Source organism: Micromonospora fluostatini, assembly GCF_050410825.1.
In the GTDB taxonomy this organism is placed as follows: Bacteria; Actinomycetota; Actinomycetes; order Mycobacteriales; family Micromonosporaceae; genus Micromonospora; species Micromonospora rosaria.
Genome location: NZ_CP191251.1, coordinates 3,623,463 through 3,647,603, shown reverse-complemented (window position 1 = coordinate 3,647,603; position 24,141 = coordinate 3,623,463). Strand labels below are relative to the sequence as shown.

Annotated in this window: 19 protein-coding genes; 7 read left to right on the top strand and 12 right to left on the bottom strand. The window is 74.8% G+C overall.

Annotated elements, in window-relative coordinates; genetic code table 11:
- Positions 1 to 3: 3 nt before the first annotated feature.
- Together ACQUFX_RS15895 and ACQUFX_RS15890 are read right to left on the bottom strand one after the other, a co-directional pair.
- Positions 4 to 405: a roadblock/LC7 domain-containing protein gene (locus ACQUFX_RS15895; protein WP_396890446.1), complete on the bottom strand. Its 402-nt coding sequence runs from the start codon at positions 403 to 405 to the stop codon at positions 4 to 6.
- Positions 406 to 420: 15 nt separating this feature from the next.
- Positions 421 to 2,922 carry a sensor histidine kinase gene (locus tag ACQUFX_RS15890; RefSeq protein WP_428966793.1) on the bottom strand — a complete coding sequence of 834 codons (2,502 nt, stop codon included), beginning with the start codon at positions 2,920 to 2,922 and terminating at the stop codon, positions 421 to 423.
- 465 nt (positions 2,923 to 3,387) lie between these two features.
- Here ACQUFX_RS15890 and ACQUFX_RS15885 point away from each other — a divergent pair, with 465 nt between their 5' ends.
- Genes ACQUFX_RS15885 through ACQUFX_RS15875 form a run of 3 tightly spaced genes read left to right on the top strand, consistent with a single transcriptional unit; the run spans position 3,388 to position 7,305 of the window.
- Entirely contained in the window at positions 3,388 to 4,704 is a 1,317-nt protein-coding gene (locus ACQUFX_RS15885; RefSeq protein WP_428966965.1) for a cytochrome P450, read from the top strand.
- A 5-nt stretch (positions 4,705 to 4,709) separates the two neighbouring features.
- Positions 4,710 to 5,642 (top strand): terpene synthase family protein, encoded by a 933-nt coding sequence (locus tag ACQUFX_RS15880; RefSeq protein WP_428966792.1) that lies wholly within the window; start codon positions 4,710 to 4,712, stop codon positions 5,640 to 5,642.
- Positions 5,629 to 7,305: a prenyltransferase/squalene oxidase repeat-containing protein gene (locus tag ACQUFX_RS15875; protein ID WP_428966791.1), complete on the top strand. Its 1,677-nt coding sequence runs from the start codon at positions 5,629 to 5,631 to the stop codon at positions 7,303 to 7,305. The genes ACQUFX_RS15880 and ACQUFX_RS15875 overlap by 14 nt, the downstream gene beginning before the upstream one ends.
- A 101-nt stretch (positions 7,306 to 7,406) precedes the next feature.
- Here the strand turns inward: ACQUFX_RS15875 and ACQUFX_RS15870 are convergent, their stop codons facing one another.
- Positions 7,407 to 11,732, bottom strand: coding sequence for an ExeM/NucH family extracellular endonuclease (locus ACQUFX_RS15870; RefSeq protein WP_428966790.1), 4,326 nt, complete (start codon positions 11,730 to 11,732; stop codon positions 7,407 to 7,409).
- Between the two features lie 310 nt (positions 11,733 to 12,042).
- The gene (locus tag ACQUFX_RS15865; RefSeq protein ID WP_428966789.1) at positions 12,043 to 12,792 is read right to left on the bottom strand and encodes an SDR family oxidoreductase; all 750 of its coding nucleotides are present in this window, start codon (positions 12,790 to 12,792) and stop codon (positions 12,043 to 12,045) included.
- An 85-nt stretch (positions 12,793 to 12,877) separates the two neighbouring features.
- Here ACQUFX_RS15865 and ACQUFX_RS15860 point away from each other — a divergent pair, with 85 nt between their 5' ends.
- Positions 12,878 to 13,354, top strand: coding sequence for an RrF2 family transcriptional regulator (locus tag ACQUFX_RS15860; protein ID WP_428966788.1), 477 nt, complete (start codon positions 12,878 to 12,880; stop codon positions 13,352 to 13,354).
- A gap of 80 nt (positions 13,355 to 13,434) precedes the next feature.
- Here ACQUFX_RS15860 and ACQUFX_RS15855 read toward each other — a convergent pair whose 3' ends face one another.
- Positions 13,435 to 14,370 carry an AraC family transcriptional regulator gene (locus ACQUFX_RS15855; RefSeq protein ID WP_428966787.1) on the bottom strand — a complete coding sequence of 312 codons (936 nt, stop codon included), beginning with the start codon at positions 14,368 to 14,370 and terminating at the stop codon, positions 13,435 to 13,437.
- Positions 14,371 to 14,475: 105 nt separating this feature from the next.
- On the opposite strand from ACQUFX_RS15855, the gene ACQUFX_RS15850 reads away from it, so the two are divergent.
- A complete protein-coding gene (locus ACQUFX_RS15850) occupies positions 14,476 to 15,420 on the top strand; it encodes an NADP-dependent oxidoreductase (protein ID WP_428966786.1) in 945 nt (314 codons plus the stop codon).
- Positions 15,421 to 15,522: 102 nt separating this feature from the next.
- Here the strand turns inward: ACQUFX_RS15850 and ACQUFX_RS15845 are convergent, their stop codons facing one another.
- Positions 15,523 to 16,695 (bottom strand): hypothetical protein, encoded by a 1,173-nt coding sequence (locus tag ACQUFX_RS15845; protein ID WP_428966785.1) that lies wholly within the window; start codon positions 16,693 to 16,695, stop codon positions 15,523 to 15,525.
- Between the two features lie 265 nt (positions 16,696 to 16,960).
- Between ACQUFX_RS15845 and ACQUFX_RS15840 the strand changes: the two genes are divergently transcribed.
- Positions 16,961 to 18,199: a S8 family peptidase gene (locus ACQUFX_RS15840; RefSeq protein WP_428966784.1), complete on the top strand. Its 1,239-nt coding sequence runs from the start codon at positions 16,961 to 16,963 to the stop codon at positions 18,197 to 18,199.
- Between the two features lie 138 nt (positions 18,200 to 18,337).
- Here the strand turns inward: ACQUFX_RS15840 and ACQUFX_RS15835 are convergent, their stop codons facing one another.
- The 5 genes from ACQUFX_RS15835 to ACQUFX_RS15815 form a co-directional block, all read right to left on the bottom strand.
- On the bottom strand, positions 18,338 to 18,844 hold the full coding sequence (locus tag ACQUFX_RS15835; RefSeq protein WP_428966783.1) for a Rieske (2Fe-2S) protein: 507 nt from the start codon (positions 18,842 to 18,844) through the stop codon (positions 18,338 to 18,340).
- A 38-nt stretch (positions 18,845 to 18,882) separates the two neighbouring features.
- A complete protein-coding gene (locus ACQUFX_RS15830) occupies positions 18,883 to 19,518 on the bottom strand; it encodes a DUF6529 family protein (RefSeq protein WP_428966782.1) in 636 nt (211 codons plus the stop codon).
- A gap of 2 nt (positions 19,519 to 19,520) precedes the next feature.
- Positions 19,521 to 20,267, bottom strand: coding sequence for a hypothetical protein (locus ACQUFX_RS15825; protein ID WP_428966781.1), 747 nt, complete (start codon positions 20,265 to 20,267; stop codon positions 19,521 to 19,523).
- Between the two features lie 128 nt (positions 20,268 to 20,395).
- Positions 20,396 to 21,754, bottom strand: a complete 1,359-nt coding sequence (locus ACQUFX_RS15820; RefSeq protein ID WP_428966780.1) for a DivIVA domain-containing protein — start codon at positions 21,752 to 21,754, stop codon at positions 20,396 to 20,398.
- Between the two features lie 192 nt (positions 21,755 to 21,946).
- Positions 21,947 to 22,435: a hypothetical protein gene (locus tag ACQUFX_RS15815; RefSeq protein WP_428966779.1), complete on the bottom strand. Its 489-nt coding sequence runs from the start codon at positions 22,433 to 22,435 to the stop codon at positions 21,947 to 21,949.
- A 248-nt stretch (positions 22,436 to 22,683) separates the two neighbouring features.
- On the opposite strand from ACQUFX_RS15815, the gene ACQUFX_RS15810 reads away from it, so the two are divergent.
- Entirely contained in the window at positions 22,684 to 23,280 is a 597-nt protein-coding gene (locus tag ACQUFX_RS15810; RefSeq protein ID WP_428966778.1) for a hypothetical protein, read from the top strand.
- 35 nt (positions 23,281 to 23,315) lie between these two features.
- Here the strand turns inward: ACQUFX_RS15810 and ACQUFX_RS15805 are convergent, their stop codons facing one another.
- Positions 23,316 to 24,122 carry an SAM-dependent methyltransferase gene (locus ACQUFX_RS15805; protein ID WP_428966777.1) on the bottom strand — a complete coding sequence of 269 codons (807 nt, stop codon included), beginning with the start codon at positions 24,120 to 24,122 and terminating at the stop codon, positions 23,316 to 23,318.
- Between the last annotated feature and the right edge of the window lie 19 nt (positions 24,123 to 24,141).

The following is a 24,141-nucleotide window of genomic DNA, read 5'->3' as shown; positions in this document are numbered from 1 at the left end:
ACCCTACTGCCCGGGCCGGGACGGCGCCACGAGGAACCGGCCGGCCCGCGCCACGACCATCGCCATCTCGTACGCGATCAGGCCCACGTCGGCGTCCTCGGCGGCGAGAACGGCCAGGCAGGCGCCGTGTCCGGCCGCGGTGACGAAGAGGAACCGGCTCTCCATCTCGATGATGGTCTGCCGGACCGGCCCACCGCCGAACCGCCGGCCGGCGCCCTTGGCGAGACTCTGGATTCCCGACGCGACCGCCGCCAGGTGCTCCGCGTCGTCCCGACCGATGCCGGTGGACGCCGCCATCAGCAGGCCGTCCACGGAGAGCACGACGGCCTGCTCGGCCTGCTTGACGCGACCGACCAGGTCGTCGAGCAACCAGGCCAGGTCACCGGCGGGATTGTGCTGCTGCACCACGATGTCCTCTTTCTAGCGATCGGTGCCGGACGTGGGCGACTCCTCCGCGTCGGGCCGCCCGGCGTCGTCGTCCTGTTCCTTGAGCCGTTCCGCGTCGGCCCGCCCACGCCGGGTGCCGTGCTGGTACGAACTCATGGTCCGGCGGACCTGCTCGGGCGACAGGATGACGGCGACGTCCTCGGCGCCCTCCTCGGTGCCGGCGTCGTCGGCGCTGTCGCGTAGCTGCGGGACGATGCTGGCCTGCCGTACCCGCACCGGCAGCCCGGCCGGGGTGAGCGGGCTCGCCGCCGGGTCGGGAGCGTCCCCCGCCCCGCTGGCCGGGGGCCGGCGCGCCGCCGGGGGCGTACCGGGTGCCGGGCCGTCCCGCTCGGGGGCGGGTCCGCTGCTCCGATCCGGTGCGGGGGCCGCCGTCGACGGGCGGGCCGGCGCGATCATCGGCAGTTCCTGGGTGGCCAGGGCGTCCGCCACCGGCCGGTTCGCGAGCGGTACCTCGGCCGTGGCGTCGGCCGCCGGGGCGGCGCGTTCGGCGAGCGCGACCGACCCGGTCGGGCCGGCCTCGCCGGGCCGGGGCCGACCACCCGCGCCGGGGGCCGCCGGTGCCGGCGCACCACCGGCGCGCGGGACGTTCACCCCGTCCGCCCCGGTCACCAGCTCCATCGGGATCAGCACGACGGCGGTGGTGCCGCCGTAGGGGGAGGCCTTGAGCTGCACGCCGACGTGGTGGCGCGCGGCGAGTTGGCTCACCACGAAGAGCCCGAGCTGGTTGGCGTTGGCGAGGCTGAAGTCCCGGGGCTGGTTGATCTGCTCGTTGGCGGCGGCGAGGTCCTCCTCGGTCATCCCCAGCCCCCGGTCCTCGATCTCGATGGCGAAGCCCCGGGCCACCAACTGGCCCCGCACCTCGACCTGGGTCTGCGGCGGGGAGAAGGTGAGCGCGTTCTCGATCAGCTCGGCCAGCAGGTGGATCACGTCGCTGACGGCCCGCCCGGCCAGCCCGACCGAGCCGAGCGGGAGCACCTGCACCCGGGTGTAGTCCTCGACCTCCTGGGTCGCGGCCCGCGCCACGTCGAGCATGGGGACGTTGCGCCGCCAGGCCCGCCCGGGGGACGCGCCGGAGAGCACGATCAGGTTCTCCGCGTTGCGGCGCATCCGGGTGGCCAGGTGGTCGATCCGGAACAGGTCCTCCAGCTTGTCCGGGGACTCCTCCTCCCGCTCCATCCCGTCGAGCAGGGTCACCTGGCGGTGGACCAGGCCCTGGGTACGCCGGGCGAGGCTGAGGAAGACGTCGCGGACGGCGCGGCGCAGCTCCGCCTGCTCGACGGCGGTCCGGATGGCGGTCTCCTGGACCCGGTTGAACGCCTGACCGACCTGGCCGATCTCGTCGTCGCCGACCTCCAGCGGCGGCGCCTCGGCGGCGACGTCGACCTTCTCGCCGCGACCGAGGCGCTCGACCACGGTGGGCAGGCGCTCGTCGGAGAGGCGGCGGGCCGCCTCGCGGAGCCGGGTGAGCTGCGCCATCAACGCCCGCCCGGTGGTCACCGAGACGACGATGGAGGCGATGACGGCGATCAGGCCCAGCCCGGCGGCGAGCACCAGCCGGACGACGACCATGACGGCGAACGGCGTGGAGCGTTCGACCACCGCGTCGCCACCGTCGAGCACCGCCTCCTGGAGGCCGGTCAGGGCGGCGCCGGCGGCCGGGTCCCACTCCTGGGCCGCCACGGCCGGTCTGGTGCTGTCCCGGTCGCTGACCGCGACCCGGTCCTCCAGCGTCCGGAGCTGGGTGAACTCGGGCCCCGAGAAGAGCCCACCGAACAGCTCCCGGTCCTCGGGGCGGAGCTGGGTGAGGATCCGCTCGGTGAAGAACCGCTGCGCGGCCACCAACTGACTGAACCGGGTGTGCTCCTCCGGCGTGATCCGCCCGGCGGCGGTGACCCCGGCGAGCAGGGCGTCCTCCCGGGAGAGGAGTTCCCGGATCCGGTACAGGTTGATCAGGTTACGGGTGTCCGCCTCGATGCCGGGCTCGCCGATGCTGCCGATCACGTCGTACATCTGGAACAGCGTCTCGACGGCGCGGGTGTAGGTCGCCTCGGCGGTGCCCCGGTCGGTGGCCCGCCGGTCGACCGCGTCCCGGATCCCCGGCAGGGCGTCCAGCTCGGCGATGGCCGCCTCGGTGCGCTGCTGGGCCTGGTTGCTGCCGGCCAGGCGGGCCTGCCAGCTGCGCGCCGACTGGGTGAACGCGCTGACGTGCCCGTCCACCGTGACCCGGCTGGCGTCGAGCGCCTCCTTGCGCGCCGCGGTCGGGGCGCCCAGGTACGCGGTGGCGAAGCGGCGCTCCTCCTGCAGGGCGAGGAGCAGCGGCTCGCTGGGGGCGGCGATCCGGCTGTCGACGGTCTGGACGCCCAGCAGGGTGAGGCCGTCCCGCAGGGTCACCCAGGCCGCGAAGGACCAGAGGGCGATCAGGGACAGCAGGAGTGCGATGACCTTCGTGCGCAGATTGGTGCTGCGATACCGCATAGAACCGTCCCAAGCGGACATTGGTACCTTCCCGGGGTGCCGGGCCGGTGAGCTATCGGATTGGCAGACCGGGGAGACGCTAGCAGTTGTCCGACTCTCCCCTCAAGAGCGCACTATTGGCCCGGTATGGCCGCACTCGTCCGGCCGGGTGCCCGGCGGGCGTTCCCGCCGCCCGGCGGGTGGGCGGGCGGGTCGTGGGACTGGTGGCGTCACTGCCGTCGCGGTGGGTGTCGACAGTGGTGACCCTGCGTCAAGCTGTGGGCGCGCCGGTGCGGATGGTGAATCCGATCACCCCACGCGTCGGTAGCCATACCCAGAGGACATGGTTAACGTCTCCTCAGCGACGACTGCCCGGCTGGCCCCCTTTGTGCGTACCGGGCGAGGGGAGAAGCCACTGTGGAGGGTCCCGGAGGCGTGTCCGCGCCCAGGTCCAGGCTGCTCCCCGCCCGGTACGTGGTGCCCCGGATGGCTCGTGGCGTGCACGCCGCGCTGCTCGACGCCGGGGCACGCGGCGGCGGCGAGGTGCTCCGGCTCGGCCTCGGGCCGCTGCGGCCGTACCTGGTCACCCACCCCACCCACGTCCAGCAGGTCCTCCAGGAGCGGGCGGAGACGTACCGGCGCGGCGACGACACCGCGATGTGGCGGTCGGTCCGGCGCTTCGCCGGGGACGGCATCCTCGCCGAGGGCGCGACCTGGGCGGCGAGCCGGCGGATCCTGGCCCCCCTGTTCCGGTCGAGCCGGATGGGCGCCGTCGGCGGGCCGATGGCGGCGGCGGTCGCGGCGGCCGTGGCCGACCTGGAACCGGCGGCGGCCGACGGCCGCCCGGTCGACATCGGCGCCGCGCTGACCGGCATCGCCACCGCCGGCATCATGCCGGCCTTCTTCGCCGACCGGCTCACCGTGGCCGACCTGCACCGGATCACCACCGCCCAGGAGGTGGTCGTCACCTCGATGGCGCCCCGGATGCTGCTGCCCTTCGTGCCCTGGTGGGTCCGGATGCCGGGCGACCGGCGGTTCGACGCCGCCGTCCGCTCCATCGACGACATCCTGTTCCCGGTGGTCCGGTCCGTCCGCCGGACCCCCGGCGACGGCGACGACGTGGTCTCCGTGCTGGCCCGCGCCCGCCGGCCGGACGGCGGGGTGCTCGACGAGCGGCAGATCCGCGACGACCTGGTGGCCATGATCGGCGTCACCACCGAGACGGCCCCGGTGGTGCTGACCTGGCTCTGGCCCGAGCTGGCCAACCGGCCCGGGGTCACCGCCCGGCTCTACGCGGAGGTCGACCGGGTCGTCGGCGCCGGCCCGGTCCGGGTCGAGCACGTCGAACACCTGCGCTACCTGCGGATGGTGCTGGAGGAACTCCTCCGCCTGTACCCGGCCGGGTGGCTGCTGCCCCGTCGGGCCGTCGCCGCCGACGTGCTCGGCGGGGTCCGGGTCGAGGCCGGGGCCACCGTGCTCCTCTCGCCGTACGTCACCCAGCGGATGCCGCTGTTCTGGGGGCCCGACGCGGCGGAGTTCGACCCGGACCGGTTCGCGCCGGGCCGGGCCGAGGCCGAGGGTCGGCACCGGTACGCCCACCACCCGTTCGGCATCGGGATGCACCGCTGTCTCGGTGAACACCTGTTCCACCTGGAAGCCGCCCTGATCGTGGCCAACCTGCTGCACCGGTTCCGCTTCACGACCGCCGATCCGACCGTGCCCGCGCCCCGGGTCGCCACGTCGCTGCGCCCCGGGCGGCCGGTGCTGCTGACCCTGGCGTCCCGCCGCCGACCCGAGGAGTGACCCCGATGCCCGCCACCCTCCCCACCAGCACCGAGCCGTCGGCCGACCCCGACGCCACCGTCCGCGCCGCCCTCGACGCGGCCACCGAGCAGGGCCGGATCTGTGCCCTGGCCGCCCGGGGGCAGCGGGACCTGCAGACCCTGGTCGCGGAGCACCCCGACCTCTTCCCGAACCCACCGGTCGACCCGGCCATGCTCGGCGCGGTCGCGATGTCCACCGCCTTCATCGCCCCCTGGTGCACCGCGGCGGAGCTGCGCGTCGCCAACCGCGCCTCGCTCTGGGTGACCGCCGAGGACTGGCAGGTCGAGCGCGGCGCGTCGGCGGCGGCGGTCGACGCGATCGTCACCCGCTGCCTGGCGGTCGCCGACGGGTCACCACCGGCCGACGGCGACCAGCTCGGCCACCTCCTCGCCCGGATCCGGGCCGACCTGGACGCCGTCGCGGCCTTCGCCGACCACCGGGAGCGGTGGCGGGAGGAGGTCCGGCGGATGCTCGCCGCCGACGCCCGGGAGTGGCGCTGGCGGTCCGACCCCGGCGGCCCGCCCACCGTCGAGGAGTACCTGGACAACGCCGACGGATTCGGCGCGACCTTCGTCAACGTGTCGCACTGGATCGCCACCGGCGACGCCGGGACACTCGCCCGGCTCGACGAGCTGACCACCGCCAGCCGGCAGGTGCAGCAGATCGTCCGGCTGGTCAACGACCTGGCCAGCCACGACCGGGACAGGGCCACCGGCGACCTCAACGTGCTCGCCCTCGGCCCAAACCAGGCCGACGTACGACGGCTGATCGGCGAGCGGCTGGCCCGGTGCCAGCGGGTGCTGGCCGACCTGGCCGGGGTCTGTCCCCGACAGGCGGCGTACCTGTCCCGGGAGATCGGCTTCACCACCGGCTTCTACCGGATGACAGACTTCTGGGGCGACGGTGCCGGCCGGTGACCCGCCCCCGTCGCCGGCCGTCCCGGTCCCGCGTCGCCCGCTGACCGGCACCGGCACCGCCGACCCGGCCACGGCCGCCCGGAACCTGGTGGCGGAGCTGACCCGGCAGCCGGACGGCCAGGTCTCGGCGTCGCCGTACGAGACCGCCCGGCTGGTCAGCCTCGCGCCCTGGTTGACCGGGCACGCCGAGCGGGTCCGGTACCTGGTCGACAGCCAGCGCGCCGACGGCGGCTGGGGGACCGGCGACCGGTACGCCCTGGTGCCCAGCCTGAGCGCCACCGAGGCGCTGCTCGCCGTGGCGCGTACCGGATCGGCGGCCGGCGTCGACGGGGTGGCCCGCGCCGCCGGTCGGGGACTGCGCGCCCTGCCCCGGTGGCTCGGGGCCACCCGGCTGCCGGACACTCCCGCGATCGACCTGATCGTGCCGGCGCTGGTCGCGGCGGTCAACGGGCACCTGGCCGACCCGGCCGGCCACCCCGGCGGGTCCCCGGCGGTCGCCGGACCGTCGCGGCTGGACCTGCCGCCGGCCATGACCCCGGCGCGGTTCGCCGCCGTGCGGGACCGGGTGCGCGCCGGCGCGCCCCTGCACCCGAAACTGCACCACGCGCTGGAGGTGGTCGGCCCGCTGGCCCGCCACGCCCGGGGGGTCGTGCCGGCGGCCACCGGCGCGGTCGGCGCGTCCCCGGCGGCCACCGCCGCCTGGCTCGGTGGGGCCGACCGGCCCGCCGCCCACCCCACGGCGGCGGCCTACCTGGCGGCGGCGGTCCGCCCGCTCGGCGGGCTCGCCCCCTGCACCACCCCGATCACCGTCTTCGAGCGGGCCTGGGTGCTCAGCACGCTGACCCGGGCCGGCATCCGGGTGGCCGTCCCGCCCGACCTGGTCGACAGCCTCACCGCCGGGCTCGGCGAGGACGGCACCGCGACCAGCCCCGGACTGCCCGCCGACGCCGACACCACCGCCGTCACCCTGTACGCGCTGATGCGGCTCGGTGTCCCGGTCACCCCGCACTGCCTGTGGCGGTACGAGACGGACACCGGCTTCTGCACCTGGCCGGCGGAGGACGGCCGCTCGGTCACCACCAACGCGCACGTCCTCGACGCCTTCGGCCGGCACCTGGCCACCCTCGGCCCGCATCCGGCGGCCACCGGGGCGTCCGCCGCCCGGTACCGGGCGGCGACCCACCGGCTGGAGACCTTCCTCCTCGACCAGCAGCACGCCGACGGGGGCTGGCGGGACCGGTGGCACGCCTCGCCGTACTACGCCACGCTCTGCTGCGCCCTGGCGCTGTCCGGCTACGGCGAGACGTCCGGGGTGCCGCCCGCGCTCGTCCGGGCCGCCCGGTGGGTCGTCGACACCCAACGGCCGGACGGCTCCTGGGGGCGGTGGGGCGGCACCGTGGAGGAGACCGCGTACGCCGTGCACCTGCTCGCGGTGGTCGGTCCGCAGCCGGGCACCGCGGCGGCGATCGACCGGGCCCGCCCTCACCTGGTCCGGCCGGACGCGCACCGGGTCACGCCCCCGCTCTGGCACGACAAGGACCTGTACCGCCCGACGGCGATCGTCGGCGCGGCCGTGCTGGCCGCCCGTCACCTCACGGAGGCCACTGTGGACGCCGTGCCGGCGGCGTCGGCACCTGCCCTGGACTCGTCCGGCGGGCCGTAGCGCAGCGGGCACGCTGCTGCACCTGCTGGCCCACGTGGGCCAGGCAACGACTCCGGTCCGCGGCCGGAGACCGACCGCGGACCGGAGTTCTCAGGGACGGCTCACAGGGCGGCGCACTGCTGCCGCGCCGCGCCCTTGACCGTGTTGGGCCGGTCCTCGTTCACCGGCGCCGTCTCGTTGCCCCGGCACCGCAGCGCGTCCTCGATCGTGTTGGCCGCGACGACCACCGGCTGGGTGCCGGTGTTGTCGTACAGGTTGACCGGGCCGTCGACCGTGGTGCCGTCGATCCGGACCCCGCCGCTGTTGCGCGAGGTCGTCACCGAACCCTCCACCGTGGACCGGATGATGGTCACCGGACCGGTGGCGTGGAAGACCGTGACCGTGCCCTTGACGGTCGCGCCGTCCAGGGTGAGCAGCGCCGGGCTGTTGCCCAGCAGCGGACCCTCCAGGGTGCCGCCGGTGACCACCAGGGAGGTACCCGGCCGGACCGTGGTGGAGCCCACGATGGTGGCGTCGTTCAGGCAGACCACCCCGGCCTTGACCACCAGCGGCTTGTCGTACCGGCCGGTGATGGTCTCGGTGCAGGTCGGTCCGGCCCGCCCGACGGTCGACCGCGGCTCGGTGTCCGGGGCGACCGGCGAGTTCGCCGCCAGGTACGCGGTCAGCATGGTCAGGTCGTTGTCCCCGGTGGTGGCCGGGTCGGTGCCCTGACCGAGAGTGGTGAAGTTGTCCCCACCGGCGGCGAGGAACGAGTTCACCGTGACCCGGTACGTGCCGGTCGGGTTCAGCGGCGTGCCGTTCAGCGTGATCGACACGATCCGGGAGCCCTTCGGGGCCTCCGGGTCGTAGACGTAGTTCAGGCCCTTCGAGACGCCCAGCCAGAGCACCGGCCGGGAGGCCCCCTCGGGCTGCCACTGCTGCTCCAGCACCTCCTTGATCTGGGCGCCGGTGTAGCTCTTGGTGACCACGTCGTTGGCGAACGGCTGGACCGAGAACGCGGCCGAGTAGGTGACCGTGCCGTCGGTGCCGTACCGCAGGTCGGCCCGGAGACCGCCCGGGTTCATGAGGGCGATCTGCGCCCCGCCCCGACCGGGCTCCCGGGTGCCGGCGAGCTGCGCGTCGGCGACGAGGTTACCCAGCGTCGACTCCTTGCCCCGGTCCTCGTTGCCGTTGGTGAAGGCCCGGGTGATGTCCGCCGTGATCTTGCCCAGCGGGCGCTGGCCCAGCTCGTCGGCGCGGACCTTCGCGGCGGCCACGATGTCGGCCACCGCCTGGTTCTGCGGGGCGCCGACCACGTCGACCAGCTTCGCCTCGGCGCCGGTCACCGACTTGGTGGCCGGGTCGTAGGTCAGGGTGACCTGGCCCAGCCGCTTGCCGTAGTCCTCGGCCTGCACCACCGGGCGCAGCTTCGCCGACCCCGGGACGGGCACCTCGAAGGCGTACGGCTGGTGGGTGTGGCCGCTGAAGATGGCGTCGATGCTGGCGTCGACCCGGGTGAACTTGCCGAAGACCGGGTCGGCGGCGAGCTTCTCGGCGGAGTCGATGTTCTCTGTCGAGGCGCCCTCGTGCGCCAGCAGGACCACCACGTCGGCCTCGCCGTTGGCCGGGTCGCCGTCCTTGAGCTGGCCGGCGACCAGGTTGGCCTCGGCCACCGGGTCACGGAAGGTCAGCCCGGCGACCCCCTCCGGGTTGACCAGGGAGGCGGTCTGCTCGGTCACCACGCCGACGAAGCCCACCCGGACCCCGCCGATGTTCTCGACCGAGTACGCCGGCAGCACCCGCTCGGTGCCCCGGTACACGTTCGCGCCGAGGTGCGGGAAGTCGGCCCGCTCGGCGACCCGGTCGGTCAGGTCGGTGATGCCCTTGTCGAACTCGTGGTTGCCGACGGCCGAGACGGTCAGCCCGGCCTTGTTCAGCACGTCGATCGTCGGGTTGTCGTCGTCGATCGCCGAGACGAAGGTGGACGCGCCGATGTTGTCCCCGGCGGAGACGAAGGCGGTGTTCGGGTTCTGCTGACGCAACTGGTCGACCAGCCCGGCGAGCTGGGCGGCCCCGCCGACCGGCTGGCCGCCCACGGTGGCCGGGGACTCCAGGCGACCGTGGAAGTCGTTGATGCTCAGCAGTTGCAGGTTCACCGGCTTGGCCGTGGTGGTGATGCCGACCAGCAGCGGGTTGTGGTCGCTGGCCCGGTACGGGTTCGGCGCGAAGAACGCCGGGAAGCCGTCGTACTGGAAGGCGTACGACTCGACCGCGTTGGTCTCCCAGACGTCGGCCCCGGTGATCCGCGCCGCCAGCGACGGTGAGGCCAGGATGTGGTCCAGGGAGCCCGACTCGCCACCGAAGACGTAGCTGGTCCGGCCGGTGTCGTTGAGGTTCTTGTACTGCTTGTCGGAGAAGACCCGCATCGGGTCCTCGTGGGTGTAGGCGTTGAAGTCGCCCACCAGCAGCACGTCGGAGGTGTCCAGGGTGTCGACGAAGGCGGCGAGGGCGCGGGCCTGCCGGACCCGGTCACCGTTCCAGGACCCCTGGCCGTCCCCGGTGTCGGCGTTGTCCCCGGTACCGGTGCCGCTCTTGGACTTGAAGTGGTTCACCACCACGGCGAACTCCACCGACCCGGCGGTGAAGGTCTGCGCGATCGGCTCCCGGGCGTTGAACCAGACGCTCTCGTCGTTGACCGACCGGGAGACGCCCTTCGGCGTGACCGCGGCCGGCTTGAAGATGATCGCCGTGGTGATGTAGTCCTGCTGGGCCGGGGCCGGCAGCTCCGCCGGGGTCCGCACGTAGTCCCAGGTGCCCGCCCCGTCGGCGGTGTTCAGCGCCGCGACCAGGCGCTTGAGCGCCTTCTGCGGGTCGCTCGGGGAGAACCGGACCGAGTTCTCGATCTCCTCCAGGGCCACCACGTCGGCGTCGAGCGCGCTGATCGCCGAGACGATCTTCGCCTCCTGCTTGGCCAGCGCGGCCTCGTTGTCGGCGCCCCGGGCCTCGCCACCGAAGTGGACGAAGTAGTTGAGCACGTTGAAGCTGGCCACCTTGACGTCACCGCCGACGTCCACCGGGGCGGCGGTACGCGGGTTGGTGCTCTTGAAGGTGGTCCGGTCGGCCGCCGGGGTCTGCGCGTTCACCGGCGTGGTCGGCTGGAGCCGCCACTCGTTGAACCCGTACGACAGCACCGTCGGGCCGAACGCGTCGACCTGGTCGCCCACCCGCACCGGCTGCGTCGCCGACAGGTACGGCGGGGCCAGGCCGGCCTCGGCGAGGTTGGTGGTCCGGCCGTCGTCGAGCAGGAGCCGGGCCAGCTTGTTGTCGGCGGCCAGCGCCCGGGCCGCGTCCGAGCCGGGCCGGGCCACGTCGGTGGGGATCCGGGCCACGTTCTCACCGGCGGTGAGCACGAACTCGCCGAACCGGTTGAGGTTGTAGACCTCGGAGACGGTGAACCGGCCGACCGGGGCGACCAGCATCGACTCCACGGACTCGCGGGCGGCCTCGGTCAGCGGCAGGGTCAGCGGGACCGGGGTGGGCAGCGTGACGCCCTGCTCGCAGACCTGCACGTCGGCGCGGGCGCCGATGCTGAGCTGGGTGAGCCCGTTGTACTCGCTCGGGGTGCCGCTGACCCGGACCCGGTCGCCGACCGCGACCGCCGGGTGGTTGGCGGTGTTCGTGGTGAGGTACACGAAGATGCCGTCGGAGGCGGTGCCGGCGGAGACCGGCCGGTCGCCGCCGCTGCCGGCGGTCTGGAGGTAGATGCCGTTGTAGCCACCGGTGCGGTGGTCGGCGGTCACCACCCCCTCGACGGTGACCCGGGTGCCGGCCAGCGGGGTCGACGCGCCGGTGCCCTGCACCTGCGCGATGGTTCTGTCGACGGTGACGTCGCAGCCGGTGCCCGGCTCCGGATCCGGGTCGGGGGAGCCGCCGCCGTTGCGGACGCCGAAGGTGTTCGCCGCCGGGGATCGCCACGTCCCGTCGATCTTCTGCAGCGAGTGCCCGACCGGGGTGGAGGAAGTCTCCTGGACGCCGATGTCGGTGCCGGTCAGCCCGTTGGCCGGACCACCGACGGCGGTGAAGGTCCCCTCGTAGGTGAGGAACTCCGCGACCGTCCCGGTGGGAGAGACCAGGGCCAGGCCGTCGGGGGAGCCGTTCTGGATGCCGTCGGTCGGGTACTCGGCGACGACCACACCGGCCGTCGGCACCGACCCGCTGAGCGTCCTGGTGTGGTACGGCGCACCGTTCGCGCCGTTGTAGAGCACGATCTGCCAACCGGTCAGGTCGAAGCCGACCGGGGCCTCGATCTCGATGGCCTCGCCGGTGTCGGTGCCGACGTTGTCGTAGTGAATCTCGCTGACCGTGGGGGTCGTCGCCGCCGCTGCCGTCGGTTCGGCGTGGGCGGGCATCCCGGTCGTCGCGATGAGCGCACCGCTGGTGACCAGCACGCCCAGCACGGTACGTGTCCGTCTACCGATGTTCGGGTCCATGAACTCCGAGTCCTCCGAGAGGGATCTGGCCGATGGAGGATAAGCGGACCGGATTACCGAACAGTAGACCCCGGGCGGCGAATGCGCGTCGGCCTTCCGACGCCGGCCGGGGTGCCGACCCGCCGGAGGATGGGCGGGTGTCCGTCCGCCCGGCGGCGCGGCCCCGATCGGCGTCACGCTATACCGAAACTCGTCGATCAGCCGACGTTCGTCCGTCCGATCGGGACCGATGGGCGGTGACCGGGTGTGGTGGGCGTGACGCCGTCGGTCAGCCGGCCCGGCTCAGCCACTCCTCGAACCCGGTCGTGGCGAGGCGGGGGTGGGCCCCCGACGGGAGAAGGGTGCCGGCGGTCAGCCGCTGCCCGAAGTACGCCGCCTCGGGGTCGGCGACGACCGTACGCGGGTCGCCCTGGGCGGCGAGGATCCGCTCGGCGAGGCCGGTCAGCGGGAACGCCTCCGGGCCGGCCAGCTCCACGATCCCGTTGACGGGCTCGCCGGTGGCCAGGTCGGCGAGGGTGGCGGCGACCTCGTCGGCGGCGACGGGCTGGATCGGGGCGGGGGAGAGGTGAACGGTGTCGCCCTCGGCGCCGGCCGCCACGATGGCGCCCACGAACTCGTGGAACTGGGTCGCCCGCAGGATCGTGTACGGCCGCCCGGCGCTCTCGATGAGGGTCTCCTGGGCGGCCTTCGCCGGCATGTACCCGCTGTCGGGCATCCGGTCCGCCCCGACGACGGAGAGGGCCAGGTGGTGATCGACCCCGGCCGTCGCCTCGGCGTCGAGGAGGTTGCGGGTCGAGGTGCGGAAGAAGTCGAGGGCCGCCACGGCCTCGAAGGAGGGGGAGTTCGTCACGTCGACGACGACCCGGGCCCCGGTGAGGGCCTCGGCCAGCCCCTCGCCGGTGAGGGTGTCCACTCCGGTGCCCGGGGAGGCGGGAACCGCGTCGTGTCCCCGTTGGCGGAGCTGGTCGACCAGCTTCCGGCCGACCAGTCCGGTGCCGCCGACAACCACGATCCGCATGACCGCCTCCTTAACTCGGATAATTCTTGTCCGAGAATCATCTCGGACAAGCGATGTCCGAGTCAAGTAGGGTGAGGGGGTGAAGATGTCCGGTGGAGTCGAGTGGGCCCTGCACTGCTGCGTCGTGCTGACCGCCGCGGAGCGGCCGGTGTCGGCCGCCCGCCTGGCCGAGCTGCACGAGGTTTCCGGCAGCTACCTGGCCAAGCAGTTGCAGAACCTGTCCCGGGCCGGCCTGATCGAGTCGGTGCAGGGACACGCCGGGGGGTACGTGCTGACCCGGTCCCCGGAGCTGATCACCGTGCTCGACGTGGTGCAGGCGGTCGACGGAACCGGCCCGGCCTTCGTCTGCACCGAGATCCGACAGCGGGGCCCCCTGGCCACCCCGGCGGAGTCCTGCCAGACCCCCTGTGCCATCGCCCGGACCATGGCCGCCGCCGAGATGGCCTGGCGGGAGTCGCTGCGCGCGGTGACCATCGCCGACCTGGTCCGTACCGTCGCCACCGACTACGCCCCGCAGGACCCCCTGGTCGGGGTCCGCGCCTGGCTGGCCCACCCCGGCTGACCTCCTGTGGCACGGCCTGCCGGTGCTGCCCGGCCGACCTCCCCGGTGCCGCCGGCCGGTGCCCCCGGACGCCGAGGGCGTCAGTCCGGCCCGGGGCGGGTGGCCCGGTACCGGCCGGGGGAGATGCCGTACCGGCGCTTGAACGCGGTGGCGAAGGCGAACTCGGAGCCGTACCCGACCCGGGCCGCGACGGTGCGCAGCGGCGCGTCGGAGCCGTGCAGCAGGCGGGTGGCGGTGGTCATCCGCCACCAGGTCAGGTAGGTCAGCGGCGGCTGGCCGAGCAGGGTGGCGAAGCGTCGGGCGAACGCGGCCCGGGACAGTCCGGCCTCGGCGGCGAGCGTCCCCACGGTCCACGGTCGCGCCGGATCGCCGTGCATGGCCGCCAGTGCGGCGGTGACGGCCCGGTCGTTGAGGGCCGCCGCCCAACCGGTGGTGCCGGCTGGCGGCGGAGTGTCCAGCCAGGTGCGGAGGACGTGCAGCAGCAGCGTGTCGAGCAGAGCGGGGACGATCGCGTCGGTACCGAGGCGGGGCTGGTCGAGTTCGGCGGCGAGCAGGTCCACGGTGGCCCGCAAGCCGGGGTGTCGCCCGAGGTGCGCCGGGAGGTGGACGAGGTCCGGCAGGTCGTCGAGGAGTGGATGGCGGCGGGCCGGATCCACCTGGTAGGCCCCGCAGAGGACGACCGTGACCGGGCCGTCCGCGTCGGCCGATACGGCGGCGGCCGGCGGTGCGGGTGGCGGGTCGGCGGGGTCGCAGGCGGGCGTGACGGGTCCGGGCGTCGGGCGGTCGGCGAGCACGTGCCCCCGCCCGTGCGGCCGGAGCAGCACGTCGCCGACGGCGAGCGGCATCGGCTCGGCGTCGGGGCGGAGCAGCCAGCAGGGCCCGGTCAGCACCACCTGGAAGCCGGCGGAGCCGGGCACCGCCGCGAACTCCTGCGCCCACGGTGCCCGCCACGCCACCCGGGCCGAGCGGGGCCGCCCGGTCCGCATGAAGGCGATCACGTCGCTGAGGACGTCCACCCCGTCACCGTATCGGGTGGAACAGGTTCCGCGACGAGACGATCACGCAGTTTTTGAGGATTCTCCAGCATGGATCGTCCACATCGAGATCCGTACGGTCGACTCATGCGAGCCATGCGAATCCACGAGTACGGCGCCGCGTCGGTCATCCGCGCCGACGACGTGCCCCGCCCGGTGCCCGGTCCCGGCGAGGTGCTGATCCAGGTCGCCGCGACCTCGTTCAACCCCTCCGACCTCGGGCTGCGCCGAGGGGTGCTCCGGTCGCTCTTCCCGCTGGACCTGCCGTACACGCTCGGCGCCGAGGTCGCCGGCACGGTGGTGGCGGTCGGCGGCGCGGCTCCGGTGACCTCCGGCAACGGCCGGCAGATCGCCGTCGGTGACCGGGTCGTCGGCCGGCTCGACGGCGGCGGCGCGGCGGCGGAGTACGTCACCACGCCGGCCGACGCCCTGGTCGCGGCGCCCACCGGCGTCCCGCTGGCCCACGCCGCCGCGATCCCCGTCGCCGGGGTGACGGCGTGGCAGGCCGTCTTCGAGCACGCGCACATCCGGGCCGGGCAGCGGGTGCTGGTCAACGGGGCGGGCGGTGGGGTCGGCGGGTTCGCCGTCCAACTCGCCCGCCACGCCGGGGCGCGGGTGGTGGCCACGGCCGCCCCGCGCAGCGCCGAGGTGGTCCGCCGGCTCGGCGCGGAGCAGATCGTCGACTACGAGTCCACGCCGCTGGCCGACGCGCTGGACGAACCGGTCGACGCGCTGCTCAACCTCGTGGTGGTCCGCGCCGGAGAGGCGGCGGTGCTGCCGTCCCTCGTCCGGCCCGGCGGCGTCCTGGTCTCGGTCACCGTCCCGGTCCGGCTGCCGGCCGGGTCCCCGGTCACCGCCACGCACTTCGTGGCCCGCAATGAGCCCCGGCACCTGGCCGACCTGGTCCGCCTCGTCGACGCGGGCTCCGTACGGGTCGACGTCTCCGCCACCCGTCCCCTGGCCGACCTGGCCGCCGTGCACCGCGACGCCGAGGCCGGCCGTACCCGGGGCAAGGTCGTCCTGGTGCCCTGAGCGGGTGCCGGTCCCTCGTGCCCCGGCCGGTGCGGCGGCCCCGGGCCCCGACCGGCCCCGCGCGCCGGGTCGCCGTCCTCGCGCCGGCCCGGCCCGCACTGTTCAGCTCGCCGGGTGTGCCGGTTCGGTGACCCAGCCCGCGAAGAGCACCAGCCCGGTGGGGCGGTGCACGGCGAGGAAGCCGAAGGGCGGGGTGATCTCCAGTTGAGTGATCTCCTTCGGCGCGGTGGTGCGGGGCGGGGCCGAGCCGAACCGCATGGACAGGGCGGTGACGGCCGCGGCCGTGAAGCCGGTGGCGGTGAAGGTGGCCGTCGCGGACTGCCGGGCCTGCGAGACGGTCAGCGGCAGCGGGCTGATGCCCGGGAAGTGGCCGGTGCGGGGGTCGGCGGCGGCGCGCAGCCCGAACAGGTCGGCGTGCGCCAGCAGATCGTGCTCGGCGCTGACGTCGAACGGCACGGTCCAGACGTGCATCTCCGGGGCGGGGGACGGGGAGGTCACCGTCCGGGTGCTCACCCCCGGCCCGGCGGTGACCGGCAACTCCGCCCCGCCGGCCCGCGCGCCGATCGCCGCCGGCAGCACCTCGCGGGCGGGCCGCCCCGGCGTACCGAGGGCGAGGAGCACGTCCACGTCGTCCGTGCCCGGTACGGTCAGCAGGCTCACCGGGCCGGCCGGAGTGGACCCGACGCGCAGCCGGCCCAGGTCGCCGGTCGACTGGTGCAGGCCGGTGAGGTCACGCCCCCGCCACGGGCCGGCGGCCGGCACGTACCGCCGTTCGGTGAAGGGCTGCGCCCAGGTGGTCCGGACCAGGAGCGCGCTGACCAGGACCATGAGGTCGGCCGGCGTCACCTTGACCGGCACCGTGGGGATCAGGCCGTCGGTGCGGCCGGCGGCCCACTCGTCGAGCGCCCGCTGGTCCGCCGCCGGGTCGCCGGTCAGTCGCCGCCGGAGCGGCTCGGGTACGGCCGCCAGCCACCGCTCGGTCAGCGGCAGCCCGGCGGCGGTCCAGGCGCTCACCGCCAGCGTGGTGCCGGGCGAGCCGGTGAGGTCGACGCCGGCCGCCGGGTCGCCGACGACGGCCAGCAGTTCCTTCCGGGCCGCCCCGGCGGCGTGCGGTGCCAGCAACGCCAGCAGCGGGTGGACACCCGCGCCGGACAGCACCGTGGACCGGCCGTCCAGGGTGGCCGCCCACCGGGCGGTGAGCGCGTTCGCCGCGTCGCTGCCGTGGGGCCGCCCCACCGCTGCCGTCCCGCCACTGGTCGTCGTCGTCCCGGTCATCGGCCGAACCTAACCCCCGCCGGCAACCCCACCGTCCCCGGTGCCGTCGCTCGGGCCGTCCCCAGCCCGCGTTCTCCGGGCCGCTCGGGCCCGCCCCGGCCGGTCTCCGCGACGGCCGGAGCCGACGTCGGCCGCGTCGCCGGGAACGCTCCCACCCGCACCCCCGCAGCGAACCATCTACATATATGGTCTGCGTGGTGATCGACGCCCTGTGTCACCGGTTCGCGACGGACCGCGCAGGAGCGTCGGAAGGGAGAACGGGGACATGCGTCTGGCACAGTCGCGGTTGCGCCGGATCGGGGCGTTCGCGGTGGCCTGCACGGTCGTCGTGGTGGCCGCCAGTGGACCGGCCAGCGCCGGGGCGGCGCCCGCTGAGGGTACGCCCGCGATCCGCAACGCCGGTGGCACGACGGCGATCGCGGACAGTTTCCTGGTGGTGCTCCGGGACGACACCGCCGACCGGACCGACGTGGCCCGGACGGCGGAGCGCCTGACCGGCCGGTACGGCGGGACCGTCGGCCACCACTACTCGGCCGCCGTGCGCGGCTTCTCGATCCGGACCAGTGCCGCCGTGGCCCGTAAGCTCGCCGCCGACCCGGCGGTGGCCTTCGTCGAGCAGGACCACGTGGTACGGCTGGACGGCACCCAGACCAGCCCGCCCTGGGGGCTGGACCGCATCGACCAGGCCGACCTGCCGCTGGACGCCTCCTACACGTACCCGACCAACGCCGGGGCGGGGGTGCACGCGTACGTCGTCGACACCGGCATCCGCCTGACCCACCAGGACTTCGGCGGTCGGGCGGTCAGCGGCGTCGACCTCGTCGACGGCGGGACGGCCGACGACTGCCAGGGCCACGGCACCCACGTGGCGGGCACGGTCGGCGGCACCACGTTCGGGGTGGCGAAGCAGACCACCCTGGTCGCCGTCCGGGTCTTCGACTGCATCGGCGCCGGGGCACTGTCCCTGGTCGTCGCCGCGGTCGACTGGATCACCGCCAACGCGGTGCAGCCGGCCGTGGTGGTGATGAGCCTCGGGTACTTCGTCGCCGACTCCGACCCGTCCGGCACGCTCCAGTCCGCGATCACCACGTCGATCGGCACCGGCATCAGTTACGCGGTCTCCGCCGGCAACAACAACGACGACGCCTGCGTCAAGACGCCCGCCCTGATCCCGGCCGTGATCACCGTGGCCGCGTCGCAGGCCGACGACGGGACCTGGCCGAGCACCAACGAGGGCTCGTGCGTCGACCTGTTCGCCCCGGGCCTGAACGTGCTCTCCGCCGGGCACCAGAGCGACACCCAGCAGGTGTACCGCAGCGGGACCTCGATGGCCGCCCCGCACGTCGCCGGAGCCGCCGCCCTGGTGCTGGCCGCCCACCCGACCTGGACCCCGGCCCAGGTCGCCACCCGGATCGTCGGCACCGCCACCCCGAACACCCTGAACTGGGTCACCCCGGGCACGGTCAACCTGTTGCTGCACGTCGGGCCGGCGCTCGTCTCCTGAGGACCGCACTGGACCGCACCGGCCGGGGCGGACGGCACCCCCACCCCGGCCGGTGCCCCGGCCACCGCCGCGACCGGGACCGACCGACGCAGGACCCGCCCACCCGTGCCCGGACGGGGCCACCCGATGCGGGAGGGCCTACCCGAGGCGGATGGTGTCGCCGTCGACCGTGACCGCGGCCTCGGGGAGCGGGCGGCCGGCGGGGCCGCTGCGGACCGACCCGTCGGTGATGTCGAAGACGCTGTTGTGGCAGGCGCAGACGATGGTGCCCCCGGTGACCTCGGTGACCGTGCAGCCCTGGTGCGTGCAGGCCGCCGAGAAGGCCTTCACCGTGTCCGCCGTCGGCCGGGTCACCACCACCCCCTGGTCACCGAAGATCTGCCCGCCGCCGACCGGGATGTCGGCCAGGGCGGCCAGCGGTGGGGCCCCGCCGCCGGCCGGGCCGCCCCCGGTCGGGCCGGCGGCGGGAGCCGTGGTGCCGCCGGAGGCCGTCGCGCCGGGCGCGGGCCCGCCCGGCGCGACGACCGGCGGTGGCGCGGCGCCGTAGGTCTGGCAGCCGGTCAGCAGCGCGGTGACCCCCGCCGCTCCGGTACCGGCCAGCAGTGCCCGCCGGGACGGGCACCGGCGCCGCGGGTCGTGGTCCATCGGGTACGTCTCCTCGGGGGATCGGGCCGGTCGGTGCGTCACAGGTGCACGCCGACGGTGGTGAAGTACCAGACCGACGAGGTCAGCCAGACGCCGATCAGGGCGGTGAAGACGAGCCCGCCGAGCACCGGCAGCGCCCAGCCGGGCAGGTTCGCCCTCGGCAGGGCGACCATCTTGGTGGTGAACGCGCCGAAGAAGAAGCAGCCCAGCGCCGAGTGGGCCAGCGACCGCAGGTCGTAGGCGCCGAAGCCGAGCGCGTACAGGCAGTGCACGGCGACCGGGATGGCCAGCAGGAACGCGAGCCGCCCGGACCAGCGGTGCGCGGTGCCGGCCCAGGACGGCGAGAACCCGCCGAGCCGGCCCCACAACGCCAGCGCGGAGAGCAGTTGCAGCACGGCGAACACGGCGGCGCCGGTGCCCAGCCACACCTTCACCGTCTGCGGGCCGGAGAAGCCCGCCACGTTCACCGCGATGCCGGTCGGGGTGTGCAGCCGGCCGTACACCCCCATGGCCACCGCCACCGCCGCCCCCGCCAGCAGCGGGACGAGCAGCGTCGCCCGCCAGGGTGGCGGCGGGGCGGGCGACCGGCCGGGGAACGGGGCGTCGGGGTCGGGGAGTACCCGCATGTCGAACCCGTCGCCGGCGACGGTGTCCGTGCCGGACCTGCGGCCCACCGTCACTCACCGTCGCCCGGGGCCGCGCCGACCGGTACGGCGTCGATGGTCACCCCGTCGACGACCGTGGTGAGGAACGCCGGGTCCAGTGGCGGGGCGGGCACCGGCCGGCCGTTCCAGGTGACCACGCCGATCTGGCTGCCGTCGGCGAGCAGGATCCAGCCGCCGTCCACCCCGGCGTCGCGGACCTGCGGGGCGGCCCGGTACACGGCGGGCGCGGTCGAGCCGTTCGAGGTGGCGGTGAAGGTCTGCCGTCGCCCCGCGACGACCAGCTCGCCGCTGGCCTTGCCGGCGCGGAAGGTGCCGGTGAGCCGGGCGCCGTCCTTGCCGGTGAGGGTCATGTCGCCGTCCACGGCGGTGCCCTGGAGCCAGATCTCCAGGCTCCTGCCGTCGCAGACGTACGCGGTCGCGTTGCCGTTGGTGACCGTGACGGCGATGGTCGCGCCGCCGCTGAGCCGCCCGGTCCAGGTCACGTCGACGGTGGCGGCGGACGCGTCGGTGGCGGTCGGGGGCGCGGGCGTCTCCGATTCCGGCTCGGTCTCCTCCGGCGGCGTCTCGCCCGGACGCTGCACGGACGGCTCCGGCACCCCGGGTGGCGGCGCGGCGGCGGGCGGTGCGGCGGCGGCTGATGCCCCGGCGTCCGGCGTGGACCGTCCGGCCGGCGGTGCCGCCTGCGCACTCATCGTGAACAGCACGGCCGCCAGTCCGGTCCCGGCCAGCAGCGTGAGCATCGGCGTCAAGCGCTTCATGAGCAGCTCCCTTCACCTGTTCGTACGGCGGTGACGCGCCGGACGTTCAAATGAACGGGAAGATCCCCGCCGGAACCGGGTCCGGCGGACCGGCCACGGGCCCCGGGGCCCGTGGCCGGTCCGGCCGGTCAGGCGGTGGTCACGGCCTTGTCGTCGGCGGCCGGCTCGGCGGCCGGTTCGGCGGTCGACTCGGCGCGCCGGCCGCCGCCGGGGCGGGCGACCATCGGGTACTCGGCGGTCTCGGCGCCACCGGCGGCGGCCGCCATCACCGCCGCCGCCGCGAGGTCGGCGACCCGCTTCGCCTCCCGCTGCACCCGGCTGCGGACCTCCTTGGCGTGCCGCTCGACGGACTCCGAGGCCCGCCGGGCCTCCTCCAGCCGGCCCAGCTCGACCCCGAGTTCCTGGCGGACCTCGACCAGCCGCTGGGACGTCTGGGCGAACTCCCGCGCCGCCGTCTCACCCTCCTGGCGGGTCTGGGCGAGCTGCTGCTGCGCGCTGTCCAGTTCGGCCTGCAACTGGGACAGCGCCTGCCGCCGCTCCCGGATGCCCTGCTGGACCACGGAGAGCTGCTGCTGGTGGGTGGTGGCCTGCTCGTCGGAGTGCTGGCGCACCTTCGCCGCGTACTGCTGGGCCTCCGCGATCAGCGTGCCGATCTCCTGCTCGGCGGCGGCCCGCTGGGCGGCCACCTCCCGCTCGCCGGCGGCGTGCTGGTCGGTGATGTCCTGCTCGGCGGCGGCCCGCCGCTCGTTGAGCTCCCGCTCGACGTTGGCCTGCCACTGGGCCAGTTCCTGCTGGGTCTGGGTGCGGGCGGCCTGCACCTCCTGCTGGATCTGGGTGCGGGCGGCGGTCATGAACGCCTCCGCCTCGGCGCGGGCCTGTTCGACCTGCTGCGCGGTCTGCTCCTCGATCCGCTTGGCCTCCTGCTGCGCCCGCTCGTGCGCGGCCTGCCCCTCCTCCAGCAGCCGGTCCGCCGTCTTGCGGATCTCGGTCAGCTCGGCGTGCGCGGCGGCCCGGCGTTCCTCGTGGGCCCGCTCGTGCTCGGTGCGCCGGGCGGTGAGCTGGTCGTCCAGCTCCCGCAGGGTGCGGGTGGCCTGGTCCCGGGCGTCCACGAGGGTCCGTTCGGCCTCGGTCCGCATCTCGCCGGCCCGCTCGGCGGCGGTGTCGGTGATCGCCTGGGCCTGCTTCTCGGCCAGCGCCAGGATCTGGTCCACCATCGGCCCGAGATCCCGGAACGTGGCCCGGTCCACCTGGGTCGGTCGCTGCTGCAACTCGGCGAGTTGCGTCTGGACCTGGGCCAGTTCGGTGCTCAGGTCGTGCAGTTGAGCCGCCGACCGGAGCCGGTCGGAGGTCAGGGTGGACAGTTGTGCGCCGATCTGTTCGACGTACCGGTCCACCTGTCGTTTGTCGTAGCCGCGCAGGGCAAGGTCGAAACTCGGCCGCGAGGTCACGTCCTCGCGTGCCGCGAACGGCTCTTCGCCGTTGGACATGCGCCATCCTCCGTACGATCGGCGGGCGCCACGCCGGCGGATGACCGCGCCCACGGCCGTGGCGTCGGGCAACGCTACCCCCGCCGCGATCCGGCCCGTCGGCCCGCCCCGGCCCGGCGGGTCGGGCCGCAGGCCATCGACGTCCGGCCGAGGCGTCGCCGGCCGCTACGGGTCGGCCCGGCCGTCCCCGGGTCAGTCGCACCGGACCCACCGCTCGGCGGACCGGTCGTAGACGCACGCCTGCCAGACGACGTGCGCGTCGTCCGGGTAGTTCTTGTCGCAGGCGCCCCAGGAGCCCCGGCCCAGGCTGTTGACGCAGGCGCCGGCCCGCTCCACGGACATGTCGTCGGCGAGGGTGACCCAGTCGGCCACGGCGGAGGCGCCGTCGGCGGCGGTGTCCCGCACCCACCAGACGTCGCCGTCCTCGACGAAACAGGCGGTGGCGCCGGTGGTGCGCGCACAGTGCAGCCCGGCCGGTGGGACGCCCGCGCGGGCGTTGTTCCACTCGTACCGGGCCGCCGTCCGGGCCGCGGACCGCAGGGCGGCGGGGGTGTCGCCGTCGACGCCGGCCGACTGGGCCCGGTGGCTGGGGGCGGCGGTCGGACCGGCCGCCGCGACCGGCGTCGGTGCGGCGGCGACCAGCGCCACCGTGGCGAGGGCGAGGGCCCGGAGTGGGGACATGGCGAACTCCTTCTGATCGGCGGGAGTGACGTCGACCGGGCACCCGGGCCCGTCGGCGGGCGGGGTCGGCAGCGGTGGCGACGCCGGTCCGGTAGCCCGCCCGGTCAGGATCAATGTCTACCAACCCGCCATTCCGGACGCAACGGCGAGTGATTCTCCGATCGCCTCGCGTGAGAAAGCCCTGGTGCCCGGCCCGGTTCCCGGGTGGCGACGGCGGCCGGTTGATCACGACTGCCAGACTCGGTGCCATGCAGCCTGGCGTCGCGCGAACGGAACTGTCGGTCGGCTACAACCAGAGCCGCACCGGGCGCGTCGTCTCACTGGTGCTGGCCGGGGTGTTGCTGGTGGGGGCCTGTTGCGGGGTGGGCGCCATCAGCGCGCACCTGGTGGCCCAGGGCGCCAGCCCCGGGGCGGCGGCGGTCGCCGCCCTGCTGTTCGCCGGCACGGCCGCGCTGGCCATGACCCTGCTGGTGGTGCGCACGGCACGGGCGGGCGCCGTGCTGGCCGGCACCGAGCTCACCGTCCGGGGCCTGGTCAGCCGGACGGTGGACCTGCGCAGCGCCACGGCGGTGACCCTGCACGCCATGGCCCAGTCCCAGGCCGGGGTCGCCGGTGACGGCTCGGTCGTCGCCACCGGCGGCGTCACCCGGGTCCCGGTGCTCACCGTGACCACGCCCGGCCGTACGGTCCGGCTGCGTCTGCGCAGCCTCGACGGGGTGCTCCTGCCGGCGGGGCAGATGGTCGCGCTCGCCGACGCGCTCGGCTGGGCGCACTGCCCGGGGGCCCGGGAGGCGGCCGGCTGGCTGCGCGCCATGGCCGCCGACCCCCGGACCATGCTCCTGTGAGGGTCCGCGCCGCCCGACCCGGTCGGGGCGGCGCGTCAGGGCTTGCGGGCGACCCCGGCGTAGTAGTAGACCGCGTTCGGGTCGGCGACGGGCTGCTCCGGGCGCCAGCCGAGCACCGGCACCACGCCGGGCTCGATCAGCTCCCAGCCCTGGAAGAACCGCTCGACCTCGGCGTGGGTCCGGGGTACCAGGGTCATCCCGTTGCCGGTCGCCGCCGCCACCGCCGCGCCCACCGCCACCGGGTCGAAGTCCTGCGTGGGGTGGGTGATCGCCAGGTAGCTGCCGGAGGGCAGCGCGTCCATCAGGGCCCGGATCCGGCCGATCGGGTCGTCGGCGTCGTCGAGCAGCATGAGGATGGCGATGAGGGTCAACGCCACCGGCTGGCTCAGGTCGAGGGTCTCGGTCAGGGCCGGGTCGGTGAGGATCTTCTCCGGCTGCCGCAGGTCGGCGTGGATGTACGTGCTGCGCCCCGCCGAGCTGCTGATCATCAGCGCCCGCGCGTGGGCCAGCACGATGGGGTCGTTGTCGACGTAGACCACCCGGGTCTCCGGCGCCAGCCCCTGGGCCACCTCGTGCAGGTTGGGGCGGGTCGGGATGCCGGTGCCGACGTCCAGGAACTGCCGGATCCCCGCCTCGGCGACCAGGTGACGGGCCACCCGGTGGACGAAGTGACGGTTCTCCTTGGCCATCGCCGGCAGGGTGGGGATCGCCTCGATCATCGCCGCCCCGGTCGCCCGGTCGACGGCGAAGTTGTCCTTGCCGCCGAGCCACCAGTCGTAGATCCGGGCGGAGTGCGGGATGCTGTCGTCCACCACCGGGCCGTGCTGCGCAGACTGGGCCACGCCGTCCCTCCTCACCCAG